General features: G+C 67.4%; 19 protein-coding genes. 14 read left to right on the top strand and 5 right to left on the bottom strand.

Annotation, left to right across the window (positions count from 1 at the left end):
* Nucleotides 1-19 precede the first annotated feature (19 nt).
* The 8 genes from mmsB (at nucleotide 20) to AC1DF4_RS12115 (ending at nucleotide 9878) form a co-directional block, all read left to right on the top strand.
* Entirely contained in the window at nucleotides 20-1288 is a 1269-nt protein-coding gene (mmsB, locus tag AC1DF4_RS12150) for a multiple monosaccharide ABC transporter permease (RefSeq protein WP_441405714.1), read from the top strand.
* A 52-nt stretch (nucleotides 1289-1340) separates the two neighbouring features.
* A complete protein-coding gene (locus AC1DF4_RS12145) occupies nucleotides 1341-2438 on the top strand; it encodes a substrate-binding domain-containing protein (RefSeq protein WP_476913134.1) in 1098 nt (365 codons plus the stop codon).
* A 187-nt stretch (nucleotides 2439-2625) separates the two neighbouring features.
* Nucleotides 2626-4056: an ABC transporter permease gene (locus tag AC1DF4_RS12140; protein WP_476913133.1), complete on the top strand. Its 1431-nt coding sequence runs from the start codon at nucleotides 2626-2628 to the stop codon at nucleotides 4054-4056.
* A 2-nt stretch (nucleotides 4057-4058) separates the two neighbouring features.
* Nucleotides 4059-4766, top strand: a complete 708-nt coding sequence (locus AC1DF4_RS12135; protein ID WP_476913132.1) for an ABC transporter ATP-binding protein — start codon at nucleotides 4059-4061, stop codon at nucleotides 4764-4766.
* Between the two features lie 171 nt (nucleotides 4767-4937).
* The gene (locus tag AC1DF4_RS12130) at nucleotides 4938-6008 is read left to right on the top strand and encodes a Gfo/Idh/MocA family protein (protein WP_476913131.1); all 1071 of its coding nucleotides are present in this window, start codon (nucleotides 4938-4940) and stop codon (nucleotides 6006-6008) included.
* 852 nt (nucleotides 6009-6860) lie between these two features.
* Entirely contained in the window at nucleotides 6861-7520 is a 660-nt protein-coding gene (locus tag AC1DF4_RS12125) for a hypothetical protein (protein WP_476913130.1), read from the top strand.
* Between the two features lie 565 nt (nucleotides 7521-8085).
* Entirely contained in the window at nucleotides 8086-9366 is a 1281-nt protein-coding gene (locus AC1DF4_RS12120; protein WP_476913129.1) for a serine/threonine-protein kinase, read from the top strand.
* Nucleotides 9363-9878, top strand: coding sequence for a mucin-associated surface protein (locus AC1DF4_RS12115; protein WP_476913128.1), 516 nt, complete (start codon nucleotides 9363-9365; stop codon nucleotides 9876-9878). Before AC1DF4_RS12120 ends, AC1DF4_RS12115 begins: the two co-directional genes overlap by 4 nt.
* 90 nt (nucleotides 9879-9968) lie before the next feature.
* Here AC1DF4_RS12115 and AC1DF4_RS12110 read toward each other — a convergent pair whose 3' ends face one another.
* Entirely contained in the window at nucleotides 9969-12188 is a 2220-nt protein-coding gene (locus tag AC1DF4_RS12110; RefSeq protein ID WP_476913127.1) for an NADP-dependent isocitrate dehydrogenase, read from the bottom strand.
* Nucleotides 12189-12434: 246 nt separating this feature from the next.
* On the opposite strand from AC1DF4_RS12110, the gene AC1DF4_RS12105 reads away from it, so the two are divergent.
* Nucleotides 12435-13436 (top strand): trypsin-like serine peptidase, encoded by a 1002-nt coding sequence (locus tag AC1DF4_RS12105; RefSeq protein ID WP_476913126.1) that lies wholly within the window; start codon nucleotides 12435-12437, stop codon nucleotides 13434-13436.
* Nucleotides 13437-13968: 532 nt separating this feature from the next.
* On the opposite strand, the gene purH is transcribed toward AC1DF4_RS12105, so the two are convergent.
* A complete protein-coding gene (gene purH, locus AC1DF4_RS12100) occupies nucleotides 13969-15654 on the bottom strand; it encodes a bifunctional phosphoribosylaminoimidazolecarboxamide formyltransferase/IMP cyclohydrolase (protein ID WP_476913125.1) in 1686 nt (561 codons plus the stop codon).
* Nucleotides 15655-15805: 151 nt separating this feature from the next.
* On the opposite strand from purH, the gene AC1DF4_RS12095 reads away from it, so the two are divergent.
* Nucleotides 15806-17158, top strand: coding sequence for an MFS transporter (locus AC1DF4_RS12095; RefSeq protein WP_476913124.1), 1353 nt, complete (start codon nucleotides 15806-15808; stop codon nucleotides 17156-17158).
* 118 nt (nucleotides 17159-17276) lie between these two features.
* Here AC1DF4_RS12095 and AC1DF4_RS12090 read toward each other — a convergent pair whose 3' ends face one another.
* A complete protein-coding gene (locus AC1DF4_RS12090; RefSeq protein ID WP_476913123.1) occupies nucleotides 17277-19586 on the bottom strand; it encodes a spore surface glycoprotein BclB in 2310 nt (769 codons plus the stop codon).
* 142 nt (nucleotides 19587-19728) lie between these two features.
* A complete protein-coding gene (gene purN / locus AC1DF4_RS12085) occupies nucleotides 19729-20307 on the bottom strand; it encodes a phosphoribosylglycinamide formyltransferase (RefSeq protein ID WP_476913122.1) in 579 nt (192 codons plus the stop codon).
* 39 nt (nucleotides 20308-20346) lie between these two features.
* Between purN and AC1DF4_RS12080 the strand changes: the two genes are divergently transcribed.
* Nucleotides 20347-20787 (top strand): hypothetical protein, encoded by a 441-nt coding sequence (locus AC1DF4_RS12080; protein ID WP_476913121.1) that lies wholly within the window; start codon nucleotides 20347-20349, stop codon nucleotides 20785-20787.
* Nucleotides 20788-20812: 25 nt separating this feature from the next.
* Here AC1DF4_RS12080 and AC1DF4_RS12075 read toward each other — a convergent pair whose 3' ends face one another.
* Complete coding sequence (locus AC1DF4_RS12075) at nucleotides 20813-22129, bottom strand: cell division protein PerM (RefSeq protein WP_476913273.1); 1317 nt, start codon at nucleotides 22127-22129, stop codon at nucleotides 20813-20815.
* Nucleotides 22130-22380: 251 nt separating this feature from the next.
* Between AC1DF4_RS12075 and AC1DF4_RS12070 the strand changes: the two genes are divergently transcribed.
* From AC1DF4_RS12070 to AC1DF4_RS12060, 3 genes are all read left to right on the top strand, one after another.
* A complete protein-coding gene (locus AC1DF4_RS12070) occupies nucleotides 22381-22785 on the top strand; it encodes a DUF4383 domain-containing protein (RefSeq protein WP_476913120.1) in 405 nt (134 codons plus the stop codon).
* A 454-nt stretch (nucleotides 22786-23239) separates the two neighbouring features.
* Nucleotides 23240-23848, top strand: coding sequence for a helix-turn-helix domain-containing protein (locus AC1DF4_RS12065; protein WP_476913119.1), 609 nt, complete (start codon nucleotides 23240-23242; stop codon nucleotides 23846-23848).
* A 176-nt stretch (nucleotides 23849-24024) separates the two neighbouring features.
* The gene (locus AC1DF4_RS12060; protein ID WP_476913272.1) at nucleotides 24025-25356 is read left to right on the top strand and encodes an MFS transporter; all 1332 of its coding nucleotides are present in this window, start codon (nucleotides 24025-24027) and stop codon (nucleotides 25354-25356) included.
* Nucleotides 25357-25363: the final 7 nt, after the last annotated feature.

The following is a 25363-nucleotide window of genomic DNA, read 5'->3' as shown; positions in this document are numbered from 1 at the left end:
GGAAACAAGGACTGAAACAATGAACGCGCTCAAGAAGCTCTTTGGCGGCAACACCCGCCAATTCGGCATGATCTTCGCCCTGGTGGCGCTGATCATCTTCTTCCAGATTGCCACCGATGGCCGCACGCTCACCCCGGGCAACGTCATCAACCTCTTCAACGGCAACTCCTACATCCTGATCCTTGCCATCGGCATGGTCCTGGTGATCATCGCCGGCCATATCGACCTCTCCGTGGGTTCGGTCGCGGCGTTCGTGGGCGTCTGCGTGGCCCTCTTCATCCGCGACTGGGGCATCCCCTGGTACCTCGGCATCCTGATGGGGCTGGGGCTGGGCGTCCTGATCGGTGCCTGGCAGGGGTTCTGGGTGGCCTACGTCGGCATCCCGGCGTTCATTGTGACGCTGTCCGGCATGCTGATCTTCCGCGGCGCCAACCAGTACGTTGGCAAGTCCAACACCATCCCGGTGCCCAGCGATTTCCAGAAGATCGGCTCCGGCTACCTGCCCGAAATCGGACCGAGCACGGGCTACAACAACCTCACACTGCTGCTGGGCCTGGCCGCAGTCGCGTTCGTGATCTTCAGCGAGATCCGTTCCCGCCGCAGCGCCAAGGCCCTCGGCGCCGAGGTCCCCGAAGCCTGGGTCAGCATCACCAAAATGGTCCTGATCAACGGCGCCATCCTCTACGCAACCTACCTGTTCGCGACCGGCCGGCCGGGCACATCCTTCCCGATCCCGGGCCTGATCCTGGCAGCGCTGGTCATCATCTACGGGTTCATCTCCTCCAAGACCGTCATCGGCCGCCACATCTACGCAGTCGGCGGCAACCGGCACGCCGCCGAGCTCTCTGGCGTCCAGTCCAAGAAGGTCAACTTCCTGGTGATGATGAACATGTCCCTCCTCGCCGGCCTCGCCGGCATGATCTTCGTCGGCCGCTCCACCGCCTCCGGCCCGTTCGACGGCGTCGGCTGGGAACTGGATGCCATCGCTGCCGTGTTCATCGGCGGCGCCGCGGTGACCGGCGGCGTCGGCACCGTGATCGGCTCGATCGTCGGCGGCCTGGTGATGGCCGTCCTGAACAACGGCCTGCAGCTCCTCGGCGTCGGCGCCGACCTGACCCAGATCATCAAGGGCCTCGTGCTCCTGATCGCCGTCGCGTTCGATGTCTACAACAAGTCCCAGGGCAAGAAATCCATCATCGGCATGCTGATGAAGAACTTCGGCCGCAGCAGCGAAATAAAGGCCGATGAGACCACCTCCACCAAAGAGGTCATCTCAAGGGGCATCTGATCCGCCTCCACTTCAATTCTCCGCACACCATCTAAAGAAAGTGAACCAAGCAATGCGACTGATTGGTAAAGCAGGAAAGGCAGCAGCAATCGCTGCTATTGCGGCACTGGCGCTGACGGCCTGCGGCCGCACGGACTCCGGGACCACCGGCGGGTCCACCACCGGCGGGGAAGCGTTCCCGAAAGACTCCCTGATCGGCGTCGCGCTCCCCCAGAAGACCAGTGAAAACTGGGTCCTGGCGGAGACGCTCTTCAACGACGGCCTCACCGCCGCCGGCTTCAAGCCGGACGTGCAGTTCGCCAACGGCGGCGTGTCGGAACAGCAGAACCAGATCAGTGCCATGATCACCAAGGGCGCCAAAGTCATCATCGTCGGTGCCATCGACGGTGCGCAGCTGGGCACCCAGCTCCAGCAGGCCAAGGAATCCGGCGCCACGATCATTGCCTATGACCGTCTGCTCCTGAACACGCAGAACGTGGACTACTACGTGGCCTACAACAACTTCAAGGTCGGTGAACTCCAGGGCCAGGCGCTGCTGGAGGGCATGAAGGCCAAGAAGCCGGAAGGCCCGTACAACATTGAGCTCTTCGCCGGTTCCCCCGATGACGCCAACGCGAAGGTCTTCTTCGACGGCGCCATGAGCGTCCTGAAGCCGAAGATCGACGACGGTACCCTCAAGGTGCTGTCCGGACAGACGTCCTTCGAGCAGGCCGTGACCCAGGGCTGGAAGGCAGAGAACGCCCAGCGGCGTATGGACACCCTGCTCGCCGGGACCTACGGCACGGCAACGCTCGACGGTGTGCTGGCCCCGAACGACACGCTGGCCCGCGCGGTCATCACCTCGGTCAAGGCTGCCGGCAAGCCGATTCCGGTCGTTACGGGCCAGGACTCCGAAGTTGAGTCCGTGAAGTCCATCATGGCCGGAGAGCAGTACTCCACCATCAACAAGGACACCAGCAAGCTCGTTGAGCATGCAATCACCATGGTGAAGGACCTCCAGGCCGGCAAGACGCCTGAGACTAACTCCGAGGCGGACAATACTGTCAAGAAGGTCGGCGCCTATTACCTGGAGCCGGTCATCGTGACCTCGGAGAACGTCCACACGGCCTATGTCAACGATCCGGTACTCGGACCGCTGACCAAGCAGTAGTTCGTTCACTGCACCACAAGGGCCCCGGCTCCGCTTCCTGGCGGACCGGGGCTTTTTGCTGCCCGGCACCCGGCGCAGCCCTTCACAGCGGATCCATAGCTCCGGACGGCCATCCGCACAGCAGCCCGTACCAGTGTGGGATCAGCCGCCGGCCCTTTCCGGCCGGCCTGAGATCCCTAGGAGTCACGTGAGCGTCCTTGCCCGGAGTATCGGCAACGCCTTTCGAAACAAGGTCCGAACAGCGGCCGTGGTGGCCGTGCTGGCGGTTGCCATCGGCCTCGCCCTCGCCATGCTGGTGGCCAACCAGGCTGTCGCCGGGAAGGTCGCGGAGCTGAAAGGCTCGGTGGGCACCGTGCTGACCGTCAATCCCGCCGGCGGACAGGGCTTCGAAGGCGGCGGCGAGCCGCTGACCGCGGAACAGGCAACGACGGCGGCCTCCGTGCCGAATGTGAGCACGGTCGTCGGCACCAAGGCGCTGCGGCTGCGCAACGTCGACGCGGCTTCCGCAGGGGCCGCCGGGCAGGGAGGGCCAGGCGGGCAGGGCGGCCCGGGCGGCCAGTCCGCCACCACCGTGACCACCAGCCTCACTGCCGCCGTCGACGCCGGAACGCTCGGCTCGCGCAACCAGGCGGCCACCGGCAGCACAGGAACCGGCGCGGCGCCGGCGTTCTCCGTGCCCATCACGGCCACCGGCATCGGCGCCGAGGTGGACACCACGGGCAAGGCGCTGGAGCTGACACAGGGCACCGGACTGGGCGACTACACCGCCGAGTCCACCGGTGCCTTGCTGGGCACCACCATCGCCGAGAAGAATGGCCTCACCGTCGGCTCCACGTTCACCATCAAGGACCAGACCTTCACCGTGGCGGGCTTGTTCGACGCCGGCACGGCCTTCGGCAACAACGCCCTGTACCTTACGCTCCCGGCGGCCCAGGCACTCGCGGAACTCCCCGGGGAACTGTCCACGATGATCGTCACCGTCGATTCGATGGAAAACGTCGACGCCGCCAAATCGGCGCTGCAGGCTGCGCTCGGCACCGGCACGGCTGACGTCAGCCAGGGCCAGCGCAACCTGGAAACGGCGGTCAGCTCGCTCGGCAGCGTCAAGAACATCTCCTTCACCGCGTTCGTGGCGGCACTCGCCACCGCAGGCCTGATCATCCTGCTGATCATGGTCATGCTGGTCCGCGAGCGCCGCCGGGAAATCGGTGTGCTGAAGGCGATCGGCGCACGGAACCGCACCATCGGCCTGCAGTTCGTGCTGGAGGCGCTGGTCCTCGTGGCCCTGGGCAGCGCGGTGGGTGCCGCCGTCGCGTCCTTTGCCAGCGGCGGCATCGCCTCCGCGCTGATCAGCTCCAACACCGCCACCGCCACCACCACCGTTGCCGGCCAACGCGGGGTCCCCGGTGCCGGCATGGCAGGCGGCTTCCCCGGATCTCCCGGCGGGAACCCCCTCGGCGGGGCCAGCCAGCTGCTGACCTCCGTCACCGCGAGCGCCTCCCCCGGCGTGATTGCCGCCGGGATTGCCGCGGTGTTTGGCGTCGCCGTCGTCGGGGCCCTGGTTCCTGCCCTCCTCACCGCACGCATCCGTCCCATCGAAGTCCTCCGAGGAGAGTAGCCATGATCGAAGTCAAGAACCTGGTCCGCACCTTCAAGTCCGGCGACCGCACCATCAAGCCGGTCAACGATGTCAGCTTCGAGCTCGAGCAGGGCACGCTGGCCTCGATCGTCGGCAAGAGCGGGAGCGGCAAAAGCACCCTCTTGTCCCTCCTCGGAGCCCTCGACAAGCCAACGAGCGGGGACGTCCTCGTCAATGGCGTGAGCCTGGCCGGCATGCCGGACAGCAAGCTCACCGAATACCGAAGGCGGGACATCGGCTTCGTGTTCCAGCAGTTCAACCTGATCCCGAACCTGTCCGCTGTGGACAACGTGATGCTGCCGATGGAGTTTGCCGGGATCCGGAAGGCTGCCCGGCTGGAGCGTGCCCGGGCGCTGCTGGAGCAGGTGCAGCTCGATCCGGACAAGCATGTGCGGCGCATCAACAGGCTCTCCGGCGGCGAGCAGCAGCGGGTAGCGATCGCGCGGGCACTGGCCAACTCCCCGAAGCTGATCCTCGCGGACGAGCCGACGGGCAACCTGGACGAACAGACCGGCGAGCACATCATCGAGCTCCTCAGTTCGCTGAGCAGGGACCACAACACCACCATCCTCGTAGTCACCCACGACCGTTCGCTGGCCAACAAAACCGACCGCCGGTTCCGCCTCCAGCAGGGCCGGCTGACCGAGGAGTCCGCGCGGACCCGGGTTCCGGCAGGGCCCCCCGCCTGACGCCCGGCCCCACAGACGCCGCGGAAGCCGGGGGCTCCCCCTCAACCAGCCCTCAGCTTCCGCGGCCACCCCACCGACGCTCCCGCAGCAAAGGCGGCTAACTCCCAAACGCTGCCTCAGGTTCCGGCGTGCTCATCCGGGCCCCAATCCCCCGGGTGAGAAGATGACTCCATGACCGCCCTCATCGCCAAGCCCTGGTTGTTCAGCCAGCCGGACCCCGATCCCCGCACTGCCACCGGTGCCAGGCTGCGCTGGGGCGTCATCGCCACGGGAGGGATTGCGGCGTCCGTGACGCGCGATCTGGAACTCCTTGCCGACGCCGAGCTTTACGCGGTCAGTTCGCGCACCCAGGCTGCGGCGGATGCCTTCGCCGCCGATTTCGGCTTCGCCCGGGCCTACGGGGACCAGAACGGGCAGAGCGGTTATGAACGGCTGCTCGCCAACGACGCAGTCGACGTCGTGTACGTCGCCACACCGCACGCCCACCACCACGAAATCGCGATGGCGGCCCTGACAGCGGGCAAGCACGTGCTCTGCGAGAAGGCGCTCACCGTCAACGCCCGGGAGGCCTCCGAGCTGGTGTCCCTGGCCCGCGCCAACGGCCTGTTTCTGATGGAAGCCATGTGGAGCCGCTTCCTGCCGGGCATGCAGCGGGCCTTCGAGATCGCCGCCTCCGGCGAAATCGGGGAGGTCAAGTGGGTGGGAGCGGATCTGGGCTTCCCGGCGCCGTACTCGCCCGCCTCGCGCCTCTGGGCACCGAAGGATGGCGGCGGCGCGCTGCTGGACCTCACCGTCTATCCGTTGCTCTGGGCCCTGGGCACCCTGGGCTTCCCGCAGACCGTCAGTGCCACCGGCTGGCTGAACGATGACGGCGTCGACGCCCAGAACGCGCTGACGCTCGGCTACCACCACGGAGCCCAGGCGCAATTGACCTCCTCCCTGCTGGCGCACGGCCCCCGGACCGCCACAGTGGCCGGCAGCCACGGCTTCCTGCAGTCCATCGGCTCGATTAACAACCCCAAGGAGCTCCTCGTCCAGGTGGGCTTCGACGGGCCCCGCAGCGAGTCTTTCGGCGTCGTCGGGCGGGGCTACAGCTACGAACTGCGCGAAGTGACGCGCTGCATCCAGCAAGGGCTCACCGAGAGCCCCGTGATGCCGCTCGAGGATTCCCTTAACACCATGCGGCTGTTCGACGGGGTACGCGCCCAACTGGGAGTGAGCTACCCGAACGACGCCCGCTGACGGCAGTTTGTGGGGCGCCTGAAACGTCAAGTTACCTTTGACTCTGGACTCGCCCCCGCGCGCGGACTTACCCTATATGCAACCATCGAGCTCTCGGGGAAATGGGGTGTGCGCGTGGACCCAGCATCAGTCCCGTTGCGCGCGCGCCGTGCCCTCCGAAGGGTGCTTCTGGGCGGTATCGCCGGAATCGCCTGGCTGGCACTCTCAACCAACCCGGCCATTGCTGGCGATGCGGCCCCTCTCTCGCCGACCGCAGGCGGCACGGCCGCGGCGGTCATGACGCCACCCCCCGGAGCCCTCTCCGCAGAATCAGTTCCGGTGCCGACATTTTCGGCGGCAGTTCAGCGCATGGCAACGGCAGTGCCCACGCCCACGGGTACGCCCTGGGCCGCTGTTCCCGTCCCCGAGGATCCGGCGCCCGCCCCTTCCGTTTCGGCCGTTCCGGTTCCGTCCGAGTCCGCAGTCCCCGCGCCCGCTCCGGACCCCGCGCCCGCTCCGGACCCCGCACCTGCTCCGCCCCCCGCACCCGCTCCGCCCCCCGCACCTGCTCCGCCCCCCGCACCCGCTCCGGACCCGGCACCCGCTCCGCCCCCCGCACCCGCTCCGCCCCCCGCACCCGCTCCGGACCCCGCCCCAGCTCCGGCTCCGGCTCCGGCTCCTGAACCCACAGCCGAGCCGACTTCCCCGCCCACGGCGGAGCCTGCGCCGGACCCGTCCCCGCCGACACCGACGCCGACCACCACCCCCACGCCAACGCCAACGCCATCGCCAAGCGGTTCGGGCCCGACGCCGACGCCGGCCCCGGACCCGGACGTGACGTACCCGGCTCCCACACCGACTCCCACGACTCCAGTGGCCACTACCGATCCAACGCCTCCGGTGACCGCCCCGGCCCCGGATCCCGCACTGGCGTCCACCGATCCGACGCTCCCCGCGGCCGAGCCTGTCCCGGAGCCCACGGTCCCGGCAGTGACGGACCCCATGCCGGCAGAGCCCGTTACAGTCCCGGCACCGTCCACTGATCCGACAGGTTTGGATCTGGCGCTCTTGGAAGTCCCGGTTCCCGTTCCCGCTGACACCGCCGTCGCCCCGGAATCCGGCGCCCCTGCAGACTGCCAGGAGGCGACGTCGGCGCCAAGCTATCAGGCCTATGGACGTGCCCCGTACCTCTCTGCGCTGAAGGCTGACATCTGGCTCACAGGGGACGGCCAGCACACCAGTGCGCCCCCGGCAGGCTCTGCCCCTGGAGGCACTGCACCGCCGGCACCTGGCGGCAACGACCACCCGGGCCCGTGGCCCCAGGGGACAGGTCTGCCCGCTCCCAATGCGCTGCCCGCAGCTCCCGGCTCCGGATCCGGATCGACGCTCTCGTCGGGTGGCCCCGGATGTGCAGCCGCCTGGCTTCCCAGCCAGTACCTGGTGATTCCCACTGCCGGCGCGGAACCAATCCGTGGCCCGCTGCAGCACGTCCACTCAGCCGTCGCCGCTGACCCCGGTTCTTCTCCTGACTAGTTAGCCGTCTCTGCCTCCACAGAGCACGGCCAATCGGGCTGCCGTTGAGCGCCCGCCAACAGTCATTCAGGAGACCCCCCGATGGACGCCACCGTCCGCTGCCGGTATTCCGGCACCCCATTTGCCACTTTCACTGCTACAGCCGCGGGACCGACGTCGTCAGCCCCCGTAGGGCTGCAGCCCGGTCCGGCCGCGCCCGAAGGACCGCCGGCGCGCCGCAAACCGGCACCGCACTACCAGGAACGCCCGCCGTAAGCCGCCCCGCTTCCGCTAGGTCTCGTGAGACCGGAGCGATGCCGTTGGGTCCGCTGGGGGACTCAACGACCTCACGGGCTCCGGCAAGGCATTCCGTCGTTGGGTCCGCTGGGGGACCCAACGGCACCAGGAACCGGCAAAGCATTCCGTCGTTGGGTCCGCTGGGGGACCCAACGGCACCAGGATGCGGAAGCACCTGTCCCGCACAGCGGCCGTCGGTCCGCGGCCGCCGTGCGGGAAGCCGATACCCGTCCCGGTATCATTCTTGAGGGGCGCCGCCGTGGCGCACGGGAAAAGGACGGGGATAAGCGTGGACAGTTCGCCCGAAATCGTCACGGCAGTACTCCTGGGCGGCCGCTACCGGCTGGGGGAAATGATCGGCAGGGGCGGCATGGCCTCCGTGTACACCGCCAAGGACATCAATCTGGGCCGCGACGTCGCGCTCAAGCTCTTTGCGCCACAGTCCGCCGATCCCGACGAACTCCGGCGCCAGGAAGCCGAGATTGAACTGCTGGCAACCCTGAACCATCCGAGCCTGGTCACCCTCTTCGATGCCGGCACCGACACCCGGATCCCCGAGGAACCCCGGCCCTTCCTGACCATGGAACTGGTGGACGGGCAGGACCTCCGGGCCCGGATCCGGCACAGCCCGCTGCCGCTGGATGAGATCGCCGTCATCGGAGCCGGCGTGTCGGACGCCCTGGCCTATGTCCACTCGCTCGGCATCATCCACCGGGACATCAAACCGGCCAACATCCTGCTGGTTCCGGTCCGTCCCGGGGAACCGTTGCGGCCAAAGCTTACCGACTTCGGGATTGCCCGCATCATGGACGGGACCCGGCTGACCGCCACGGGCACCATGGTGGGCACCGCAGCGTACTTGAGCCCGGAACAGTCCCGGGGCGCGGACCTGGGCCCGGCAAGCGACATTTATTCGCTGGGGCTGGTCCTGCTCGAGTGCATCAAGGGCGAGGTCGAATACCCCGGCAGCGCCGTGGAATCCGCCGTCGCCAGGCTGCACCGGGCGCCCGGCATCCCCGATGCTGTCCCCGCCGAATGGGCCGATCTGATCCGCTCCATGACCGCGCTGGATCCCCTGGACCGGCCGTCCGCCGCGGACCTCGAAGTTGCGCTGCGGCATGCCCTGGTCTCCCCCGAATCGCTTCCCGGCCGGCTCACGGAAGAGCGCACCCGCGTGCTGCCCGCCCCGCCGGCCCGGCCACCGCGGATACCTTCCGCCGGACCGGCGTCAGACCCGGGCGCTACTACCGCGCCAATCGACGCTGCGATTGCCGCCACGAGAATCGGCGGCGGAGGCGCCCCGGCCGCGCACCTGCTGGACCCGGACGCGGTGACGAGTCCGGAAGCCAGCCGCGGATCCCTGGCATCCCGGACCGCCTCCCGCTTCCGGCTGGCCCGCCGCCGCACGCAGCTCCTGCTGTCCGTTGCGTTGTTGGCGCTCGTTACCGGTGCCGTGGCTGCCGCCGTCGCCCTCGCTGCGCCCGAGCCGCCCACCGTCGTCCCTTATCCGGCAGTGACCGGGGACCTCGGCCAGCACCTGCAGGAACTGCAGAAGAGTGTGGAACCATGAAACTGACAACTTGGCATTCCCGTACCGCCCGGCCCCGCAGCTCCCGTCCGCTCCTGGCCGGCTGGGTCCTCGGCGCGGCGATGCTTGCCGGCACGTTGGCTGGCTGCGCGCCGGCGGCCGAGCTGGACCGCGACGCCGCCAAGCAGCTTCAATCCACGGTCCTCGCCGTCTCCGAGGCCGCCGCGGCCAATGATCCTGCAGCGTCCCTAAAGCACCTCGACGAACTCGTCCTGAAACTGGACGAGGCTGCTGCCCGCGGCGAGGTGTCCTTCAAGCGCCACCAGAGCATCCGGAAGTCCGTCGACTCTGTCCGCGCGGACCTCACCGCCCGGCAGGCCGAAGCCGCCAGGGTTGCCGCCGAACAGGAAGCGGCTGCGCAGGCAGCCGCTGCAGCCGCCGCCCAGGCTGAAGCCGATGCCGCGGCGGCTGCGGCAGCACAGGCTCCCCCGCCCGCCGTCGCGCCCGCGCCACCGGCCAACAAGGGCAAGGGCAAAGGCAAGGGCAACGGCTAGGACCCTGCCGGCCAGAAGTACACAAAAGAGGGAGGAGCCCGGGGGCTCCTCCCTCTTTTTCACTGCCGGCTGGTCGCCGGCGCAGCGGATCTAGCTGAGCATCGAGAGCACTTCGCTGAACTTGGCCGAGGGACGCATGGCTGCGGTGGCCTTGGCCGCGTCCGGGTGGAAGTAGCCGCCGAGGTCCACCGGGGAGCCCTGGACGGCCAGAAGCTCGCCGACGATGGTCTCCTCGCCGGAATCCAACGCACCGGAGACAGCGGCGAACGCTGTCGCCAGCTCGGCGTCGTCGGTCTGGCGGGCCAGCTCCTGGGCCCAGAACTTGGCCAGGAAGAAGTGGCTGCCGCGGTTGTCGAGTTCGCCGGCCTTGCGCTTCGGGGACTTGTCCTCCAACAGGAAGGTGCCGGTGGCGCGGTCCAGTGTGTCGGCGAGGACCTGCGCGCGGGCGTTGCCCGTGGACGTGGCGAGGTGCTCGAAGCTGACGGCGAGGGCCAGGAACTCGCCCAGGCTGTCCCAGCGCAGGTGGTTTTCCTTGAGCAGCTGCTGGACGTGCTTCGGAGCGGAGCCGCCGGCGCCGGTCTCGAAGAGGCCGCCACCGTTGATCAGCGGCACCACGGAGAGCATCTTGGCGCTGGTGCCCAGTTCCAGGATGGGGAAAAGGTCCGTGAGGTAGTCGCGGAGCACGTTGCCGGTCACCGAGATGGTGTCCTCGCCCTTGCGGATCCGCTCCAGCGTGAAGGCCGTGGCGTCCGCCGGGGACATGATGGCGATCTGCAGGCCCTCGGTGTCGTGTTCCTTGAGGTATTCCTCAACCTTGGCGATCATCCGGGCGTCGTGGGCGCGGCCCTTGTCCAGCCAGAAGATGGCCGGGGTGGCGGAGGCGCGGGCGCGGGTGACGGCCAGCTTGACCCAGTCGCGGATCGGCACGTCCTTGGTCTGGCAGGCGCGCCAGATGTCGCCCGGGGCGACCTGGTGTTCGATCAGCACGGTGCCGGCGTCGTCGACCAGCTGCACGGTTCCGGCGGACTGGATTTCGAAGGTCTTGTCGTGGCTGCCGTATTCCTCGGCGGCCTGGGCCATCAGGCCGACGTTCGGGACGGTACCCATGGTGGTCGGGTCGAAGGCGCCGTTGGCGCGGCAGTCGTCGATGACCACCTGGTAGATGCTGGCGTAGCTGCTGTCCGGGAGGACGGCGAGCGTGTCGGCTTCCTGGCCGTCGCGGCCCCACATGTGGCCGGAGCTGCGGATCATGGCCGGCATGGAGGCGTCCACGATGACGTCGGAGGGGACGTGCAGGTTGGTGATGCCCTTGTCGGAATCAACCATGGCCAGTTCGGGGCCGTCATTCAGGCCCTTCTTGATGGCCGCCTCGACGTCGCCGCGGATCTCCTCGGGGAGGTCCTCGAGCCCGTTGAGGATGGAGGCCAGGCCGTTGTTCGGGCTCAGGCCGGCGGCGGCGATCTGGGCTCCGTAGGTGTCGAACAGTTCGGCGAAGTACGCCTTGACGACGTGGCCGAAGATGATCGGGTCCGAGACCTTCATCATGGTGGCCTTGAGGTGGGCGGAGAACAGCACGCCCTCTTCCTTGGCGCGGGCAACCTGGGCGGCGAGGAACGTATCCAGCGCGGCGGCGCGCATCACGGTGCCGTCGATGACCTCGCCGGCGAGGACGGGGAAGGCACGCTTGAGGACCTTGACCGTGCCGTCTTCCTTGACCAGCTGGATCTTGAGGTTGGTGTCCGCCTCGATGACTACGGACTTCTCGTTGGAGCGGAAGTCATCGGCGTCCATCGTGGCGACGTTGGTCTTGGACTCGGGGGTCCAGGCGCCCATGCTGTGCGGGTTCTGGCGGGCATAGTTCTTGACGGAGAGCGGCGCGCGGCGGTCCGAGTTGCCTTCACGCAGCACCGGGTTGACGGCGGAACCCTTGATCTTGTCGTAGCGGGAGCGGATGTCCGTCTCTTCATCCGAGGACGGGTTGTCCGGGTAGTCCGGCAGGGCGTAGCCCTGGCCCTGGAGTTCCGCGATGGCGGCCTTCAGCTGCGGCACGGAGGCGCTGATGTTGGGCAGCTTGATGATGTTGGCTTCCGGCGTTTTGGCGAGGGCGCCAAGTTCGGCCAGGGCGTCACTGACGCGCTGCTCTTCGGTGAGGTAGTCGCCGAACGCGGCGATGATGCGGCCGGCCAGCGAAATGTCGCGGGTCTCCACTTCCACACCGGCCGTCGAAGCGAAGGCTTCGACAATCGGCAAGAACGAATAGGTGGCCAACATCGGCGCTTCGTCGGTGTGGGTATAGATAATCTTTGCCATTGTTCGGGCGTCTCCCTGAAGGTCTGGGTATTTCCGGAATCTTGTGTTATCTCAACACCCCTAACTTACCCGAGGGAGCCGGGTTGCCGCCTACCGGCGTCGCGGGCCCCGGACTCCGTGACGGCCTCAACGCGCTTTGACAAGAATTGACAAAACGCTTTACATATTCGTCAAGGTCCCGTAGTTTCGTTCCATCACAGCGGCCACCACCGGCGGCCGCCCCGCTTTCCACCGGTTAGGACACCCATGAGAACACCCAAGACTCTGGCCACCAGCCTCCTCAGCCTCTCGGCAGCGGCGCTGTTGGCCCTGAGCGCCGCGGGCGCCGCGAGCGCGGCCCCGTCACCCCGCAACGCCCCGACAGAGACGTCGGGTGTCAGCAGCCACACCGTCGTCGAGACCGGCGGAGCGGAATACTGGACGGCGGAGAGGATGCGCAACGCCATCCCCGGAGACGTCCTGGCCGAAAGGGCCAAACAGAGGAGCGCCAACTCGAACGCTGTCCTGAACCGGCCGGCCGAGGCCGGAGCGCCGAGCACCGTCCAGGCCCAGGCCCCGAGCCTGCAGGCCAAGGAAGTGGCGCCCAAGGCGAACGCCAGCGAGACGCCGGTCAAGCACATCGGCAAGGTCTTCTTCACCCTGGGCGGCGCCAACTACGTCTGCTCCGGCAACTCGGTCTCCTCCACAAACAAGAGCACCGTCTCCACGGCGGGCCACTGCATCAACGAGGGCCCGGGCGCCTTCGCCACCAAGTTCACGTTCGTTCCGGCCTACCTCAACGGCGCCGCCCCCTACGGCATGTGGACGGCCAAGGCCCTCTACGCTCCGACCCAGTGGAGCTCCGGTGGCGACATGACCTACGACACGGGCTTCGCTGTCATGAACACCCTCAACGGCCAGAAGCTCTCCGACGTCGTCGGCGCCTCGGGCGTGCAGTTCAACGCCGCGCGCGGCCTGAGCTACAAGGCCTTCGGCTACCCCGCGGCGGCGCCGTTCAACGGCGAGTCCCTCAAGAGCTGCAGCGGCACCGCCTCCAACGACCCGTACAACCCGCAGTTCAACACCCAGGGCATCTCCTGCAACATGACCGGCGGTTCCTCCGGCGGCCCGTGGTTCATCGGCTCCAGCTCGTCCGGCTACCAGAACTCGGTCAACAGCTACGGCTACGGCACCAACTCCACCAAGATGTACGGCCCGTACTGGGGCTCCGTCATCCAGCAGGCCTACAGCAGCGCGGCAGCTGCCTAGGCACGCAACCAGCCACACAAACACCAGCGCGGGGTCACTCGAGGCCCATCTCCAGCAGCGGGGATGGGCCCAGGTGGCCCCGCGTTGGCGTGTCGTCCCGGCGCTGCTGGGGCGGGTCGCTGACCTTGGCCACGGGACATGCCCTCCCCTGGAACCTTGGACTGGACATAACCCCCATGTGCTCAGTCCCCGCCGCGAACGATGAGCATGTCCCCCCGCTGCGCTCCGGCCCGCGTTCCAGCCCCCGCGTTCCAGCCATGGGACATGCCCTCCCCTGAAACCTTGGACGGGACATAACCCCCATATGCCCAGTCCCCGGCGCGAACAATGAGCATGTCCCCCCGCTGCGCTCCGGCCCGCGTTCCAGCCCGGCGCGATCCAGCCATGGGACATGCCCTCCCCTGAAACCTTGGACTGGACATAACCCCCATGTGCTCACCTGTGTCCACAAAAAATGGACATGTCCGCCCGAAAGGGAGGACATGTCCATTCTTGGTAGTGCAGGGGCGCCGAACTGGCCCCGCGCGACCCTTTAGTGGAAGAAGTGCCGGGCGCCGGTGAAGTACATCGTGATGCCCGCGGCGTTGGCTGCGGCGATGACTTCCTCGTCCCGGACCGAGCCGCCGGGCTGGACGACGGCGCGGACGCCGGCGTCGATCAGGATCTGCAGGCCGTCGGCGAACGGGAAGAACGCGTCCGACGCCGCCACGGCACCGCGGGCGCGCTCGGGGGCGCCGCTGGCATCAGCGTTTGAGGCACCGCCTGCACCGTCGACGTCGGAGTCCACAGCTACGCCCAGCGAGTTGGCCCGCTCGACGGCGAGCTTGCAGGAATCGAGCCGGTTGACCTGGCCCATGCCGATGCCCACGGCAGCCCCATCCGAAGCCAGCAGGATGGCGTTGGACTTGGCTGCGCGGCAGGCGGTCCACGCGAACGCGAGGTCGGCCAGGGTCTCGGCGTCGGCGGCAACACCCGCGGCGAGGGTCCAGTTGGCCGGGTTGTCGCCGTCGGCGTCCACGCGGTCCGACATCTGCACCAGCACGCCGCCGGAGACCTGGCGGATTTCGGAGGGGTAGCGTCCGTAGCCCTCGGGCAGGGCGAGGAGGCGGATGTTCTTCTTCTTGGACAGGATCTCCACGGCCTCGTCCTCGAAGCCCGGGGCGATAACGACCTCGGTGAAGATGCCCGCGACGGTCCGGGCCATGCCGGCGGTGACCGTACGGTTGGCCGCGATCACGCCGCCGAACGCGGAGACCGGGTCGCAGGCGTGCGCCTTGGCGTGCGCGTCGGCGATGGGATCCGCCGCGGAGTCCGAACCCACGGCCACGCCGCAGGGGTTGGCGTGCTTGATGATCGCGACGGCGGGCTCGGCGAAGTCGAACGCGGCGCGCAGGGCGGCGTCGGCGTCGACGAAGTTGTTGTAGCTCATGGCCTTGCCGTGCAGCTGGTCGGCCTGCGCGATGCCGGCCGGGGCGGCCTTGTCCACGTAGAGGGCGGCCTGCTGGTGCGGGTTTTCGCCGTAGCGAAGCACCTCGGAGCGTTCCAGGGCCAGGCCGGCGTACGCGGGCCAGTCGATGACGCCGTCGCCGTCCTCGTCGAGGAACTGGCTCGCGGTCCAGCTGGCCACGGCGGTGTCGTAGGTCGCGGTGTGCGCGAAGGCCTTGGCGGCGAGCCGGCGCCGGGTCTTCAGGTCAAAGCCGCCGGAGGCAGCGGCAGCCACCACGGAACCGTACGACGACGGGTCCACCACAATCGCGACGGCGGCGTGGTTCTTCGCGGCGGAGCGCACCATCGCGGGGCCGCCGATGTCGATCTGCTCGACGACGTCGTCCTGCGCGGCGCCGGATTTGACGGTCTCCACGAACGGGTAGAGGTTGACGACGACGAGGTCGAACGGCTCGATGTCCATCGACGCGAGCGTGTCCATGTGGGCCGGGACGCGGCGGTCGGCAAGGATGCCGCCGTGGACGCGCGGGTGGAGGGTCTTGACGCGGCCGTCCAGCATTTCCGGGGAGCCGGTGACCTCTTCGACTTCCTGCACCGGGATGCCGGCGGCGGCGATCTTCTTGGCGGTGGAGCCGGTGGAGACGATCTTGACGCCGGCGTCGTGCAGGCCCCTCGCGAGCTCCTCCAGACCGGTCTTGTCGTAGACCGAAATCAGGGCCCGGCGGATGGGCACACGGTCGATGGATACACGGTCAAGCTGCGTGAAGCTCACAAAAGTCTCCGTCTTATGACGCGGCGGGGCCGCGGGTGGTGGGGATGCGGCCAGTTTATCGCGTCGGCGCGCCGGGCCTGCCCGCGCGCCGGAGTATGAAGCGCACTGCACGCACTGGCCGGGCCACGTAGAGTTTTCCCAGGAGGCTGAGATGAATACGTACACCACTGTGCCCAGCGGCGAACAGGTGGTCCAGGAACTGCCGTGGCGCTGGAAGGTGCAGGGCCGGATCTTCCTGATCGGCGGCCTGGGCTTTATGTTCGACGCCTGGGACGTCACGCTCAACGGCATCCTGATTCCGCTGCTGTCCAAACACTGGTCCCTGACACCGGGCGAGGCCGCCTGGATCGGCGCCTCGAACCTGATCGGTATGGCCCTGGGCGCCTTCATCTGGGGCACCATCGCGGACACCATCGGGCGCAAAAAGGCCTTCACCGCCACACTGCTGATCTTCTCGGTCTTCACCGTGCTGGGCGCGTTCTCCCCCGACTTCCTCTGGTTCGTCGCGTTCCGCTTTATGGCCGGCTTCGGCCTGGGCGGCTGCATCCCCGTGGACTACGCGCTGGTGGGCGAATTCACGCCCCGCAAGCAGCGCGGCAAGGTCCTCACCGCGATGGACGGCTGGTGGCCCATCGGCGCCGCCCTGTGCGGCTTCGTGTCCGCCGGGCTCGTGGCCCTGTACGGGGACTGGCGGCTGACCATGCTCGTGATGGTCCTCCCGGCACTCCTGGTGTTCTGGGTCCGCCGCAGCGTCCCCGAATCCCCGCTGTTCCTCATCCGCAAGGGCCGCCGGGACGAGGCCGCCAAGGTGATCGACGACCTCGTCGCGGCCACCGGGGCCGAGCCTCGCGTCTACAGCCTGCCCGAGGCGCAGGACGCCCCGCGACTCTCCGCCGGCAGCGCCTGGACGCAGCTGCGCCTGCTCTGGCAGTACGACTGGAAAATCACGACGGCGGCCTGGTCGCTGTTCTTCAGCATCCTGCTGGTCTACTACCTGTCCCTGACCTGGATGCCGCGGATCCTGATCGGCGCCGGCTTCGAGGAGTACAAGGCATTCCTCACCACCGCCTCCATGGCCGCCGTCGGGCTCCTGGGTGTGGTGGTGGCTGCGCTGCTGGTGGAGCGCGTGGGCCGGAAGTGGATCCTGGCGATCACCGGCCCGCTGTCCGCGCTGACCCTGGTGATCGTCGCGATCGTGGTGGACATCCCGACGGCGGCCGTGTTCTGGCTGCTGGTGTTCGGCTTTGTGGTGCAGGTGGCCATCCCGGTGCTCTACGCCTACGTCTCCGAGCTGTATCCGACGGAGCTGCGCGGCTCGGGCTTCGGCTGGGCCTCGACCTTCTCCCGGCTCGGGGCGGGCTTCGGCCCGCTGGTCTTCGCGGCCTTCCTCTGGCCGGAGCTGGGACTTGCGACGTCGTTCGCGTTGGCCGGCGGCCTCGTGCTGCTCTCCGTGCTGTGGATGGCGTTCTTCGCCCCTGAAACCAAGCAGCGCCGCCTCGAGTAACGTGGCCGGCCCCTTCCCCCAACATTTGCGAGTCCGATGGGCGGATCGGTCGAACCTACGACGGCGCCCCTCAGCTTCATTGCTGAGGGGCGCCGTCGCGCTTATGCTGCGTTGGGAACTACTGGATGCAGGTCACGTAGACCGTCAGTGACGCGTTAGTCTTCGACTGCATCACGGTCCAGCCTGTGGGCACCCCGCCGGTCACGACCGGGTAGCTGTCAATCACCGAGTTTGAGGCCGGGTTCAAGTCGAAACCGCCGCCCATTGCCAGCTTGCCGGCCGGGCAGTTGGCTGTAACAGTGCCCGCCGTAGCCGTATTTGTTACCACCGTCACGCTCGTGGAAGCTGCTGCCCCCGCGGCACCGGTTGCACCGGTTGCCCCTGCAGTGCCCGTTGCGCCAACGGCACCCGGAGCACCGGCCGGACCAACTGCTCCGGTTGCACCGGTTGCACCCTGCGCACCGGTATCACCCTTGTCGCCCTTGATGCCGACCGGCCCCATCGGACCCATTGCACCGGTTTCACCGGTAGCACCCGTGAGGCCAAGGAGTCCCATCAAGCCCTGAGAACCCTGGGCACCTGCTGCGCCGCTTTCACCGGTGAGGCCGATGAGCCCCATCAGTCCCTGCGGTCCCACGGCGCCGGTCTCGCCGGCGTCACCCTTGTCGCCCTTGGCACCATCGGCACCGGTTTGGCCTACATCACCCTTGTCACCCTTGGCGCCCGCGGTACCGTCCGCACCGGTCACACCCGTCAAACCGGTCTCGCCGGCGGCACCATCAGCACCGGCTGCGCCGGTTTGGCCTACATCGCCCTTGTCACCCTTGGCGCCCGCGGAACCATCCGCACCGGTTATACCGGTCAAGCCGGTCTCGCCGACGTCACCCCTGGCACCGGCTGCGCCGGTCTCGCCGACATCGCCCTTGTCACCCTTGTCACCGGCAACACCCTGGGCACCGGTTTCGCCGACGTCGCCCTTGGCACCGGTCTCGCCGGCGGCACCATCAGCACCGGCTGCGCCGGTTTGGCCTACATCGCCCTTGTCACCCTTGGCGCCCGCAGAACCATCCGCACCGGTTATACCGGTTAAGCCGGTCTCGCCGACCTCACCCTTGACACCGGCTGCGCCGGTCTCGCCGACATCGCCCTTGTCACCCTTGTCACCCTTGTCACCAGCAACACCCTGGGCGCCGGTTTCGCCGACGTCGCCCTTGGCACCGGTCTCGCCGGCGGCACCATCAGCACCGGCTGCGCCGGTTTGGCCTACATCGCCCTTGTCACCCTTGGCGCCCGCGGTACCGTCCGCACCGGTTATGCCGGTCAAGCCGGTCTCGCCGACGTCACCCTTGGCACCGGCGGCACCATCGGCACCGGTTGCGCCGGTTTCGCCGACATCGCCCTTGTCACCGGCAACACCCTGGGCGCCGGTTGCACCGATATCGCCCTTGGCACCCGCCGCACCCGTTACACCGGCGGCACCATCAGCACCGGCTGCGCCGGTTTGGCCTACATCGCCCTTGTCACCCTTGGCGCCCGCGGTACCGTCCGCACCGTTTATGCCGGTCAAGCCGGTCTCGCCGACGTCACCCTTGGCACCGGCGGCACCATCGGCACCGGTTGCGCCGGTCTCGCCGACATCGCCCTTGTCACCCTTGTCGCCCTTGTCACCGGCAACACCCTGGGCACCGGTTGCACCGGCTTCGCCAACGTCGCCCTTGGCACCGGTCTCGCCGGCAGCACCATCGGCACCGGCCGCGCCGGTTTGGCCTACATCGCCCTTGTCACCCTTGGCGCCCGCAGAACCATCCGCACCGGTTATACCGGTCAAGCCGGTCTCGCCGACATCGCCCTTGTCACCCTGGGCGCCCGCGGCACCATCGGCGCCGGTTGCGCCGGTTGCGCCGGTTTCGCCGGTTTCGCCAGTCGCACCGGTCGCTCCCGTCGCACCCATCGCCCCGGGGGGACCCGTTAGACCCATCAGGCCCATAATCCCTTGAATTCCCGGTGCTCCGGTCAGCCCGGTGGCACCCTTGGCGCCGGCTGGGCCCGTGAGACCCGTGAGACCCGTGAGACCCACAATCCCCTGGATTCCCTGTGCTCCGGTCAGCCCGGTGGCGCCCTTGGCGCCGGCTGGGCCCACGGCACCGGTAGCGCCTGTTGCGCCCTTGACACCTGCCACTCCCTGCAACCCCTGCAGTCCCGGAATCCCCTTGATGTTCCAAGAGATCGGAGTCTCCTTCCGGCTACAGCTTTCGCCGCCGGAGAGCACGCGGAGATCGCCGTCGCCCTTTTCGTAGCAGCCCTTGATCTCGCCGCTCGTGGTCGGCGTTGACCCCGAGGCATAGACAACGGCGCCCGTCCCGAGGACGAGCGCCGCTGTAAGACAGATCACTTTCGGCGTGTTTTTGACCATACTGAATGAAGACATGAAATCCCCCTGGTTTAGGACAAGATTGGTTGAGACGGCGTCAGACTATGGCCTAAATCACACGGCACCCAGCGATCCTGAGCTCTACGGCTACCCGTCTTTTGTCAGGAGCACCTGTCTTTTGAACGCCCCTACTTGGACCCTAGGACTGGGATGCGGTTTCCGCGGCGAGGGTTGCCAGGGTGGAGACCAGGAGCCGGCGCTCTACCACCTTGATCCGTTCGTGCAGGGAGTCCTCGGTCTCGCCGTCCCCCACCGCCACGGCTTCCTGCGCGATGATCGGGCCCGTGTCCACCCCGGCGTCGGCCCAGTGCACCGTGCATCCCGTGACCTTCACGCCGTAGGCCAGCGCGTCGCGGACCCCGTGCGCGCCGGGGAAGGACGGCAGCAGGGCCGGGTGGGTGTTGAGGTATTTGCCGCCGAACGCGTCGATGAAGCCCGCGCTCACAATCCGCATGAACCCGGAGGACACGACGACGTCGGGCGCGTATGCGGCCACGGCTTCGGTGAGCGCCGCGTTCCAGGCGGCCCGGTCCGGGTAGGCCTTGAAGTCCACCACGAAGGTCGGGATTCCGGCGGCGGCGGAGCGCTCCACCCCGTAGGTTCCGGGCCGGTCGGCACCGACGGCGGCAATCTCGACGTCGAGCTTGCCCTCTTTCACGGCGTCGATGACGGCCTGGAGGTTGGAGCCGGTGCCGGAGACGAGGACTACGATGCGCATTGTCCTAGCTTATGGGGCCGCTCGCGTAGGCTGGAAAACATGAATCCCCCGAACGACCCCGCCGGCAGCCAGAGCGGCCAGCCGCAGGGCCAGCACCCGCTCAGTGACGCGGCCAAGGCCTCGCAGGCGAAGACCCACCTTCTGTTCCGCAGCTTCATCGTCGCGGTGCTGGGATCGTTCTTCGTCTACCAGCTGGACATCAATTACCTTTGGCTGAGCGCGCTCCTGACGGTGGCCGCGATCGTGCTGGGCATCATGGTGCTGGTCCGGTACGCCAGGTTCAAGGAATCCAAGTTCGTGCTGTTCGGGACGATTTCCGGGCTGGTGGTCCTGGCCATCCAGGTGCTGCTGCTGCTGTCCTCGGCGCTGTTCTTCAATCAGGTCCGGGACTACCAGCAGTGCAGCCGCGCGGCCCTCACCCAGCAGGCCGCTTCCATGTGCCAGACCCAGCTGGAAAAATCGCTGCCGCAGTTCCGCTAAGAGTTCCGCCAGGCAGCGCGCCGCGTCACAGCGACGCCGTCTCCAGGTCCGCTTCGCGCAGCTTCTGCTGGCGTTCCAGCCATGGCCCGGCAGCGTAACCGATCACGACGCCGATCCCCACCTCCGCGGCCACGAACAGCGCCGTCGTGAGCGGGTCGGGGCCGATCTCCGTGAGCCGTCCGATGCCGGCCGAACCCCTTGCCAGCCAGGCCAGGCCTGCCGCGAACAGCCCGGCAACGCAGCCGACCAGCACGCCAAGCCACAACGTGGAGACGGCGGCGGTGAACCAGCGCGCGCGGATCTTGATCGAGAGCCATTCGTCAAAGTGGTTTTCGCCCTCCCGGAGGAACCACCAGCCGGCCAAGGTCCCGGCAAGGACCGGCACTACCAGCGCCGCAACCCCGTAGTCCAGCGACCCGGCCGGCAGCGCCGCGAACACCGGGATGGACGGCAGCGGCCCGACGGCGGTGCCCAGCGCGCCGGCCTGGGAGCCGACGCCGAGGGCTACGCCCGCACCGGAGGTCCAGACGAGCGCGAATACCGCCAGGTTGGGCAGGAAGCCGAGCTGCGCGATGGTGAGCACGGCACCGCCCAGGGCGCCGGCGTCGAGCGCCTCGTAGACCGCGATCACCAGGTTCCAGTGGATGATCAGGGTAGCGGCGAGAAGCGCGCAGGACATTGCCAGGCTGGCCAGAAGCGCCACGAAGCCGGCTTTGATCGCGGACACGAGGTAGGACCCGGCCCAGCGTGAATGCTGGCTGGTGCGGGAGAGCCAGGCGACGGCGTCGACGCCGATCAGCCGGCTCCAGGAGCCGGCCTCGCGGCGTGCGCCGATCACCATGCCCAGCCCGAACGGGATCAGCGGGATGAGGGCGGCGGACCAGAGGCCCACGCCGACGTCGTGCGTGCGGCAGACGAAGCCCGTGGCCAGGCCGAACCCGGCGTACATCAGCCAGGAGCCGAGCAGCGCCTGCCAGAGCTGGTCCGTGTACGACGCCCGGGCGAGCCGCCGGCCCGCGCGCCAGGCGAGCAGGAACGGGATGAGGGTGAGCCCGAGCGGTGTGAGCGAGAGGACGCCGGAGTCCGGCTGGGCCGCGGAGCCGACGCCGACGGTGTCCAGCAGCAGCGGAACCCCGTGGATCAGCAGCCAGGCCTGGCCGGCGAGGCGGGCCAGGACGTCGGCGGCGCCGTTCTGGAAACCGGCGGTGGCCCACACGGCGACGATCGGAGCGGCCACCACCAATGCCGAAATGATGGCTGCCTGCGCGGACTCGAGGGCTCCCTGCAGCCACAACGGCATCGGAAGCCCACGTTCCCCGGTCTGATCAGCGCGCAGTTTCATCGTGATCCATCGTGCCATGTGCCGGGGATCCTGCCCGGTGCGACAGGCTCAACCGGCCGATTTGGCCGTGATTTTGCCAGTTTCCAGGGAGTACACCCTCAGTTCGGTTGTGCCCCTTTCCAGCGCTTTTTTCCCTACCCGGCCGTAAAATTGTAATGTCCGCAATCATTGGTTGGAGGCAGAAAATGACTACCGCTTCTCCACATGCCCATGGCGTTCACTTCGGACGGACTGATGTCCAGAACGTCGGCATGGGTGTAGGTATCGTCCTTATAGTCGTGGGCATCCTGGGGTTCATCCCCGGCATCACCACGCAGTACAACTCATTGGCGATCGTTGGACCGAATTCCACGGCCCTGTTCCTGGGCCTGGCCCAGGTCTCGATACTGCTGAACATCATTCAGGCCCTCATCGGTGCCATCGGCGTGGTCATGTCCCGGAGCAACCCCATGGGCGCCCGGAACTTCCTCATGGGCTTCGGCCTGCTGTACATCGTCCTGAGCGTCTACTCGCTCATTGTCGGCGTGGGGTCGGCGGCCAATTTCCTGTCGATGAATGTCATGGGCGCGTGGGGTTTCATGATCTTGGGCGTAGCGATGGTAGTGGCCGGCTGGCTGCTGTCGAGGCATCTGGCCGACGACGCAAAAACCCGGTAAGCGAACACCGGGACAAAGGGAGCCGCGAATGAGTAACGTTTCATAGCAATCTGAAAATTCGTACTACCTGCTGGTGCAGTCGCCTCGCGGAAACGCAGCGACTGCACCAGCTTTCTTTGTGTTTGCGGGCGTTTTGGGTGGAGCTGCGGGGCGGGCGTGGTTGGATTGCGGAGGCAGTGGGTGTCCGCGGATGTTCGATGCGATGCCCGCGATGTCGAAAACCCCACCCAGTCGCCACGAGTGGCCGCTATGAACCTCTCCTTAGCGGCCCCTTGCGTCAGACCGTTGCTCCGCCCACCAGGTCCCCATCCAGGCCAAGCGCCGGAGCGCCCGCAACGGCACACGTAAACCGTACTCCTGTAAATATTTTCACTTTACTTAAGGCAAAATCGTTGACCTGCTAAAAATCTTCACTATAGTTATGTGAGTCAGGTCACCAAGTGAAGGACATCGAATGACCACCGAGAGCGTCACGAGCAGTGCCCCGCTTGCCACCAGCGCCCTGCTGGCCACGGTCGGCAACAAGGTGCGCTCCATGCGCAAGGAAAAGGGCATGACGCTCGCCAAGCTCTCGGAGATCACGGGCCTCAGCCCGGCTATCGTCAGCCAGATCGAACGCGGCCTGGCGAATCCGTCCTTCACCACCCTGGCGCAACTGGCCCACGGCCTGGACATCCCTGTCGGGAAATTCTTCATCGGCCAGGAAGAAACCAGGTCCCCCGTGGTCCGCAAGGCCGATCGGCGCAACCTGAAAGGCGTCACCAAGAAATCCGTGGGCGAGGCAGTCTATGAACTGCTCACACCAGACCTCAACGGCGCGTTGGAAGCGCAATGGATTGTCAGCCCGCCCGGCCATGACACCAGCGACACCCCTTTCCGCCACAGCGGCGAGGAATTCGGCATCATCCTCTCCGGCCGGAAGGACATCTTCCTGGACGGCGAGTGCTACACGCTCGAGGAGGGCGATTCCATCACCTTCTCCTCGGACACCCCGCACTGGTACAAGAACAGCTACGAAGAGGTATGCGTAGCGATCTGGGTCAACGCACCTCACGCGTGGTAGCGGCGCCGACCCCAAACGGCCCCTATCGATTCCCATTGTCGCGGCCTGAACCTGCCCGCTGACACTCCTTGCCAGATTCGCAGCTACCGCCCCTTAATCCCGGACGGCGATGCGTCATACCCTCCCTCGCCTCCCTATGGCGTAAGCGTAAGGACACTTCCATGCTCGACACACCCATGCTTGACGACACCAGGCCTGACAGCGCAGTCACGGCCCCGGACACCACCAAAGGCACCCGCAAAGACACCAAGAAATTCACCCCCGAAGTCCGCAAAGGCCTCCTGGGCCTCGGCCTCGGCAACGCCCTCGAATGGTACGACTGGATGGTCTTCGGCCTCCTCTCCGCCTTCATCGGCCCCAACTTCTTCCCCAACACCGATCCCCTCTCCGCCACGCTGAACGCCCTCGCCGTGTTCGCCGTCGGATTCGCGTTCCGGCCGCTGGGCGGCATCATGCTCGGCACCCTCGCGGACCGGATCGGACGACGGCGGGTCATGCTGCTCTCGATCACGCTGATGGCCGGCACCACCCTGGTCATCGCCGTCTGCCCCAGCTACGAACAGATCGGCGTCTGGGCCGGCATCATCCTCGTGGCGTGCCGGATCCTGCAGGGCATCTCCACCGGCATCGAAGCCCCGCTCTCCACCTCCCACGCGGTGGAACTGGTGCCGGAGGGCCGCGAAGGCTACGTCGCCGGCATCATGTCCTTCTACGTCAACATCGGCATCCTGCTCGCCTCATTGGTCAGCTTCCTCTGCAGCCTCACCCTTGGCGGCGCTGTCATGGCCGAATGGGGCTGGCGTGTGCCGTTCATCATCGGCGCGGTCTTCGGCTTCGTCGTCGTCTACCTCCGCCGTGCCCTCCCGGAAACCCTCAAGCCGGAAGAAATGGCCAACAACTCCTCCGGCGCCGTCTGGACCGGGGTCCGCAAGCACTGGCTTTCCGTCCTGGCCATCATCTTCGTCGTCGGCGCGGCCCAGGCCTACAACTACGCCTGGAACGTCGGCCTCCCCAGCGCCGCACGCAGCGGCTTCAAGGAAGACCCGACGGCGGTCTTCGCCCTCACTACCGCCCTGGGCGTTGTCCTCGTGGCCGGCAGCTGGATCATCGGCAAGCTGGCCGACGGCAAGTCGATGTCCCGCTGGTTCCTGATCACCCGCATCCTGGCCATCCCCTCCGTGTTCCTCATGCTCATGTATGTCCAGCCCGGCATCGGCGGCTTCGCGGCGGTCCTGCTCGGCGGGTCGCTGGTCCTGGTCCTGAACATGACCCTCTACAACGTGGTCAGCACGTCCCTGATGCCGAAGAACTGCCGCGGCACCGGTGTGGCCCTCGGCTACGGGATCGGCGTCGCCCTGTTCGGCGGCACCGCCTCCTACCTGCTGGTCTGGCTCCAATCCCTGGGCCTCACCTGGGTCTTCCCGGTCTACGTCGCCGTCCTGTCCATCCTCAGCATCGTCTTCTACCTCGCCGCCCGCCGCGCCAACGGCATCTTCGTCGGAAACTAAGGATCCC

The organism is Arthrobacter sp. 05N429 (assembly GCF_056397045.1).
Note: the sequence above shows the minus strand (reverse complement) of the source record. Positions and strands in the feature narration are given on the sequence as shown.